Source organism: Allobosea sp. 05T422_2 (genome assembly GCF_056396265.1).
The window spans coordinates 1-7,492 of the sequence record NZ_JBFTLD010000302.1 but is presented as its reverse complement, the minus strand read 5'-3'; the positions used below and the strand labels follow the sequence as shown (position 1 = coordinate 7,492).

The 7,492-nt window shown below is 62.7% G+C and carries 5 protein-coding genes; 2 read left to right on the top strand and 3 right to left on the bottom strand.

What is annotated here, in order from left to right:
• Positions 1–67 precede the first annotated feature (67 nt).
• From aspD to AC1DJT_RS31735, 3 genes are read right to left on the bottom strand one after another with little or no spacing between them, the layout of a single operon-like run.
• Positions 68–1,687, bottom strand: coding sequence for an aspartate 4-decarboxylase (gene aspD, locus AC1DJT_RS31745; protein WP_476835624.1), 1,620 nt, complete (start codon positions 1,685–1,687; stop codon positions 68–70).
• Positions 1,688–1,739: 52 nt separating this feature from the next.
• Complete coding sequence (gene aspT, locus AC1DJT_RS31740; RefSeq protein WP_476835623.1) at positions 1,740–3,431, bottom strand: aspartate-alanine antiporter; 1,692 nt, start codon at positions 3,429–3,431, stop codon at positions 1,740–1,742.
• A gap of 55 nt (positions 3,432–3,486) precedes the next feature.
• Entirely contained in the window at positions 3,487–6,249 is a 2,763-nt protein-coding gene (locus AC1DJT_RS31735; protein ID WP_476835622.1) for a decarboxylase, read from the bottom strand.
• Positions 6,250–6,473: 224 nt separating this feature from the next.
• Here AC1DJT_RS31735 and AC1DJT_RS31730 point away from each other — a divergent pair, with 224 nt between their 5' ends.
• Together AC1DJT_RS31730 and AC1DJT_RS31725 are read left to right on the top strand one after the other, a co-directional pair.
• Positions 6,474–6,740 carry a hypothetical protein gene (locus AC1DJT_RS31730; RefSeq protein WP_476835621.1) on the top strand — a complete coding sequence of 89 codons (267 nt, stop codon included), beginning with the start codon at positions 6,474–6,476 and terminating at the stop codon, positions 6,738–6,740.
• A 111-nt stretch (positions 6,741–6,851) separates the two neighbouring features.
• Positions 6,852–7,492, top strand: a 641-nt coding sequence (locus tag AC1DJT_RS31725; protein ID WP_476835620.1) for a DUF3300 domain-containing protein, incomplete at its 3' end; no start/stop codon positions are given.

The following is a 7,492-nucleotide window of genomic DNA, read 5'->3' as shown; positions in this document are numbered from 1 at the left end:
AATGTCCGATGGTTGCCGAACGCAGGAAATCACCTGCCCACACCTTCACTCCTGCCGCTCTCGCGCGTCAGGGCTTTTTGGCGAGAGCGAGATTGTAGGCATCGAAGGCCTGGCGGTAGCCACGCGCCACCGCGCGGGTAGCGCGGCCGATCTGGCTGTAGACCTCGTCGTCRAGATTGGCGAAGGAGACGCGCACCGACCAATCGGGGGCGTGGAAGCCGCCGCCGTTCAAGAGCACGATGCCGTGGTCCTCGGCGAGGCGGAAGACGATGTCGAGCGGRTGGACGTGCTCCTTCATRTAGCTCACCACCTCGGGGCCGACATATTTRTTCGCCCAGAACTCGAAATCGATCAGGCCGTAATAGCGATCATGCAGGGGRTTGTCGGGCACATCGATGCCCAATCCTTCGATCATCCGGTCGACGCGGGACTTCACGATATCCATGCAGGTCTTTTGATAGAGCTTGGCCTCGTCCATCATCTCGGACAGCGAGAACATGGTCATCATCACCTGCTGCGGCAGCGACAGGCCGGCCGTGTGATTCAGGGCGATGTCGCGGCTGTCGGCGACGATGCGGTCGATCAGTCTCAGTTCGCGCGGCTTGAGCGTGATCGGGCCATAGCGGGTATCGAGCACCGTCAGGATCTTCTCCGGATGGTTCGCGATCGCCTTGTCCARGATRTTGTCGCGGTGRATGGCGATGACGCCGAGCCGCCAGCCGGTGCACCCGAAATATTTCGAGTAGGAGTAGACCCCGATTGTATTCTGCGGGAGCGCGCCGAGCAGGCCACGGAAACCCTTGACGAAGGTGCCGTAGACGTCGTCGGTGAGGATGATCAGGTCGGGACGCTTGGTCTGGACCAGTTTCACGATCTTGGCGATCGTCTCCTCGCTCAGGGCAACGGCATAGGGATTGCCCGGATTGACGACGAAGAAGGCCTTGACCTTGGGGTCTTCAAGCTTCTTGAGTTCCTCGTCGGTGAACTGCMAGCGGTTTTCCTGAGGCGCGGCCACCGAAACGATGTTGAGGCCGTAATCCTCGAGATGCGGCATTTCGAGATAGGGCGTGAAGATAGGGGTCGCCAGGGCAATCGTGTCGCCCGGGTTCAGGAGCCGGTTGGCCTTCAGCGACTTGAAGATGTAGCACATCGCTGCCGTTCCGCCCTCGACGGCATAGAGGTCGAACTGGCCGGATGGGTGCGGCTCCCCGCACATCGCCCACATCAGGTATTCATGCACGATGCGCTCGTTATGCACGAGCATGCGGTCAGGCACCGGATAATTGTCGCCAATGATCGAGTCGACAAGCTCGTGCACGAAGGCGTCTGGTTTGAAGCTGAACTTATTGATGGCAAAGGCGACCATCTCTCGGAGGAAGGTGGCACCGGGCGAGTCCTTATGATCCGCCAGCCAGCTCTCCAGCCGATCGGCAATACCCTCGGCCTTGGGCATGCCACCGATGCCGGCGGCCTTGTGCATCACGCGCCTGCTTTCCGTGATCGCAAATTGTCCCAGCAGGAAGAAGCCCTCGCGCGGCGTCATCGCGACCCAGTTCGGATTGCCGCGGCCGGCATTCAAAAGGGCGATCGAGGAGGTCTGCGCGGTCTGTTTTGCGAGACGGATCAGTTCGTCCTTGATCTCGAACGGGCTGAGGGTTGCGAAACTGCGTAACTTCACCAGGTCCATGGCATTTCCCCATGTTCTTCATGTGCAACGAATGCGTCAGTACGTGTCGCCGTTAGGTCAGCAGCATGATGATCACCATGCCCCAGATCGTCAGAAGGGTGTTTCCCACCGCATAGGTCACGGTGTAGCCCAGAGCCGGAACCTGGCTTCCTGCGGTCTCGCAGATCATGCCGAGCGCTGCCGTAGTGGTGCGGGCGCCGGCACAGGCCCCGAGCAGRATGGCCGGATCGAACCGGAATATGTATTTGCCGGCGAACATCGCCAGGATGAGYGGGATCGCGGTGGCCAATGCACCCCAGAGGAAGAGGCCAAGGCCTTGCGTCTGCAGCCCCTTGACGAAGCCGGGGCCGGCGGAAATTCCGACGCAMGCGATGAAGATGTTCAGGCCGACCGAGTTCATGAACCAGACGGTGGAACTTGGGATGCGRCCGAAGAGCGGGCGCACGGARCGGAGCCAGCCGAAGACCAGGYCGGAAATCAGCGCGCCGCCGGCTGTCGAGAGGGTCAGCGGGACACCGCCGACCTTGAACACGAGAGCGCCGACCAGGGCGCCAAGCGTGATGGCAGCACCGATGAAGGCGACATCGGCGACGTCGCTGGCCCGGTCGGGATGGCCGATGACCTTGCCAACGGCGGCAATGTCCTGGGTCCGGCCGACGATCGTCAGGATGTCGCCACGCTGGATCACGGTGTTGGCGAGGATCGGGATACTGGTGGCGGTCGCGCCCCGCACGATCTTCCGGAGGAAGACGCCGCGCGCCTGCGGCATATGCGAAATCTCCGCGAGCGTCTTGCCGTCGACATCCTTGCTGGTGACGTAGACGTCGACACCCTCGGCCTTGACGTCGAGGAGCTCGGCATCTTCGACCTCTTCGGCGGCCTGGCCGATCAGGTTGACGAGAACCTCCCGCGGGCCGGCAATGGCGACGATGTCGCCCTCCTGCAGAATGGTATCGGTGGTCGCGTCCTCGATGATGCCATTRCGGCGGATGCGTTCGACGAAGACCCGCGCATCGGGAACCAGCGCCTCGGCATCGACTGCGCGCATGCCGACAACCCTGGCGCCGCTTCGCACCTTGAAGGCGCGCAGCTCGAAGCGCCGCCAGACAGAACCCGGGCCGCCAAGCTCCTTGTCGCCGCCGAGCCGCGCCTCATAGTCCTTGCAGGCCTGGACGAGGTCGATGCCGAGAAGCTTGGGTCCAAGCTGGGCGAGGACGACGGCCGATCCGACTGTGCCGAAGATATAGGTCACCGCATAGGCGACGGGCATCGCGTCGAGSMATTCCTTGGTCTGTTCCGGCGAGAGACCGAGGCGATTGATCGCATCGGTCGCCAGGCCCATCGAGGCCGAAATCGTCTGCGAGCCGGCATAGAGGCCCGCCGCATAGCCCGGATGGTAGCCGGCGATCTTTGCGATGATGACCGGTATCGCGAGGCAGAACACGGTGACGACGACCGCAAAGATCGCCTGGGGCGCGCCGTCCTTGGCGATGCCTCGCACGAATTGCGGGCCAACGCCGTAGCCGACGGCGAACAGGAACATCAGGAAGAACGTCGATTTGACGTTCGGGGAGATCGTGATCCCGAGCTGGCCGATGAGGACGGCCGCGATCAGCGTGGAGGTGACCGCCCCGAGGCTGAAKCCCTTATARGCGAAGCCGCCGACATAGTATCCGATCGCCAGGGACAGAAAGAGCGCGATCTCCGGATAGCTGCGAAGCGTACTGGCGAACCATTCGAACATGCCGATCTCCCTATKTGGCRGCSCMGARCTGCCGCGCWTTCGCTGGCRAGGGCGCCTAGGMAGCCCGCGGTTTCTTGCGGSCTGTTTCGTGATTGGCGCTCTTCTTCCCGGCGAGCACGTCCGTTCTGAGCAGTTTCAGGCCCTTGGCCTTCTCGTAGCCATGGATCTCCTTCACATCGAGCTTGCGCATGAAGGTGATCGTTTCGTGCGTGATGACCTGGCCGGGCACCATGATCGGGAAGCCGGGCGGGTAGGGGATCACGAAATTGGCCGAGACCATGTCCGGCCCGTCCTTGAGGCGSCGGTCGCATTCRGGGCTGTCGATCGGCACATACTCGCACTGCTTCTCGGAATAGGCGGCGAAGAATGCGGTGCGGATGTCCCCTTCCGGGGTCTTGTCACCTGCGTCCTGCCGGAACGTTTCGTGGAAATGGCTGAAATTCGGCAGATCGGGCACGTCCTTCATCAGCGCCTTGACGCGCGCTGCGAAGGCCGTCTGCTCCGCCTCGCCACCGTGCTTGAGCCTTGTATCGATGCTCCTGCAGATCTTCAGGAGCACGCTGATCAGAAGCGCGACATCGCTGCGCGTGTTGTTGATGTTCGATTGCAGCAGAACCGAGTTTCGCGAGGTCTTGTTGAGCTGGATGTTGTATTCGGAGGCAAGCAGGCCCTTGAAGCTGGTACCATCGAAGCCAGCCGTGCCGCAGACCAGGGTCATGCGGGTGGGGTCGAGGCAGAACTCATCCTCGCGCATGCTGCGCAATTGATCATCCCAGCGCGTTCCCGGAGCCAGGAAGTCGACGAAGCCGCTGGAGCGGTACTCCTTGGGCACCATCCCATCGGCACCGACGATGCTGAAATACTTGGAGATCAGCGGATGCGAGTTGATCTCGCGGCGAATGTCGAGAGCGATCTCGATGGCGTTCATGACGAGGCCGTAGCCTTCGAGCTCCATCTGGCGACGGGCGACATCGAGGCTTGCGATCAGCTGCTGGTTCGGGCTGGTCGAGGCATGGGTGAAGATCGCCTCGTGGAACTGGGCCTCGATCGTGTGGAAATCGACATCCTTCACCAGCACCATGGAGCCCTGGCGGATGGCCGACATCGACTTGTGGGTCGAGTTGGTCTGATAGACCCGCAGGCGAATGGCGCGCGGATCGGGAATGAGGCGCGTCTGCAGCAGCTTSTCGGCTGAAGGCGCATTRCCGAGTTCGGCGCGCTGTTTCTCGAACTGTTCGACTGCTCCGGGCGTYTGCGCCCAGGCTTCGATGTCGGCGGCTGCGCCCATGCCGGTCCGAGGCCGGAGGAAGGGCGACCAGCGCGCGAAKCCGAACCAGGCTTCATCCCAGAGGAAGATCAGGTCTGGCTTGATCGCCAGGCATTCCTCCATGACGCGCCGCGTGTTGTAGATRTGGCCGTCGAAGGTGCAGTTGGTGAGATCGAGCATCTTCACCCGGTCGAGCCGACCTTCGGACTTCAGGTCGAGCAGCGCCTTCTTGATGGTGCGCAGCGGGACCGCGCCATACATCGAGAATTCCGCCATCGGGAACGCTTCGACATAGAAGGGCTGMGCYCCGCTCAGCACCAGCCCGTAATGRTGYGACTTGTGGCAGTTGCGGTCGAGGATSACGATATCGCCSGGAGCGACCAGCGCCTGCAGAACCATCTTGTTCGAGGTGCTGGTKCCGTTGGTGACGAAGAACACGTGCTCGGCGCCGAAGGCCCTCGCAGCCATGTCCTGTGCCCGTTTGATGTTGCCCGTGGGCTCCAGCAGGCTGTCGAGCCCGCCCGTYGTCGCGCTGCTCTCCGCCAGGAAGAGGTTGATGCCGTAGAACTGCCCCATGTCGCGGATCCAGGGCGAGCGGAAAACAGATTTGCCACGCGCGATCGGCAGCGCGTGGAAGGTGGCGATCGGTCTTTGCGCATAGCGCTTGAGATTGTCGAAGAAGGGKGTCTCGAAGCGSGCCTGGATGCCCTCCAGCAGYGAGAGATGGAGTTCGAGCGGCTCCTCGATCTGGTACATGACCCGCCGGATCATGGCTGCGCGGGGATCGCCGGCGAGCTTTTCCACCCGGCGATCCGACAGAAGGTAGATGTCGAGTTCCGGCCGGATCGCCTTCAACCCCGCAGCCAGGCGCAGCGAMAGGTCGGCCTCGTCCGCCTCCTGCAGCAAGGGTTGCTGGGTGGCGAGCACATTTCTCAGCACCGATGCGTCATGGCGAGAGCGCAGCGCGAAGCCCTCATAGATCGCGACCGCTGCAATGTCGGGGTTCATCACCGCGGCGCAGACAGCGTCCTCGAGACTTCCGACCAGCACGGATTCATAGATGAAGGCATCTTCCTGCCGTCGCAGCCTGCGGAACTCGCCGGCGATGTGGGGCCATCGGGCGGGCGGCGCGGGCGATACGATCAGCAGTTCGAAATAGGGCCGATGCGTCTGGGTTTCGCCAAGTGCCGGCGGCAGCAGATCCGCGGGTTCGGGGAGGGAGAGATCGGCCGCCTGCCGTTCGCCTGCGTCATGCTTGTAGTTGCCTGTGATGATGTCGACCGAGATGCGCTTCGCAAGAGCGAGAAATCCGGCCTTGTCCTCGTTCCTGAGACGTTCGCGCAGCGCCGCGATCAGCTCCGTGCCGGGAAAGGCATGGAACTCCTCGAGCACGCCGAGGTCATCGAGGGCCTGCTCGACGGCGCCCCGCTTTGCGTCTCCTTTGGCCCAGGACCTTGCGATGGAATGAAGGTCCCGCCACCGATCATGGCGTCCGGACGGCGCGGAGAAGAAATGGTCGATCGACCGCGCATCTTTGGCAGCACTGGACATTTCCGAATCCCTCMCGGTCGGCGACCGCCTGCGGGCGTGGCCGCGCCCGCGCCATCTGGCGCAGAAAACCCCAGGCTGAGAACAGCACATCGGGGGGCGTCGGCGTATTGTCCTTAGGGACAGGTTCTTGTTGGCAGGAATTCGCTAGAATTCACGGGGTAGGTCGGAACGCATTGCGATGTCCTGCGTGGGTTAGTCGCGAATTGAGCGTGGAGGCTTTGATGATGAGCAGGCTGATCACCCTTGCAGCGTCCGTCGTAATGGCCGCCGCGGTTCTTGTCGCATCAGCTACCGCGCAGACCGTCGGAACAGCGAACTCATGCAACAAGATCAATGGCTGCATGTGGGATTTCATCTACGAGAACMAGATGATGAAGCAGAGCGGCCTATTGACGAAAGCCATGGAKGAGGGCCGCGCGAACAAGGAAGCGTTCGAGGCGCTGCGAGAGTGGGAGCGCACCCATGGCACCGCCCCAAGCAACCTGCGCTAGCAACGGCTCGAATTCGGTATCCGGGGCTGTCCTGATACTGGTCTCGACATTCCGGCAGCATGCCCTTCCGAGGTGCGAGCGCCCCGAAGGAGCGGAAATCGGGAGCGTGCGATGATTCTCCAGTTCGTGCTGGCGGGCGTGTTGGCCTTGGCGCCCCCCCTTCAATCCTTCGCACAAGCGCAGGCGCMCGCTCCTTCGCCGGGCGCGGCAGTGACGCCCGCGGCCCTGCCGGTCGATCAGGCCCTGCTCGCGACAGCGCAGCTCGACGCGCTCCTCGCTCCCGTGGCGCTCTATCCGGACACCCTGCTGGCTCAGGTGCTGATGGCCTCGACCTATCCGCTCGAAGTCGTACAGGCCCAGCGCTGGGCTGCCGAGAACAAGAAGCTCACCTCGGGTACGCAGCAGACGGTGACCGTGCAGCAGGAGGGCGCAAGGCAGACCATCGCGATCGCGCCGACGGCACCGGACACCATCTATGTGCCGTACTATGAGCCCAGCGTCGTCTACGGCTCCTGGCCCTATCCGGAATATCCGCCCTACTACTTTCCCTACACGGGCTACATAGCGGCCGGCGTCGTTGCGACCGGTCTCGCCTTCGGCACCGCCTACGCGCTCGGACGCTGGGCGACCGGCGGCTATTGGGGCGGCAACATCAACTGGAACAACAACAACATCAATATCAACCGCGATCGCGTGACGCACTGGCAGCACAATCCGCAGCATCGCCAAGGGGTCAGATACGGCAATTCGCA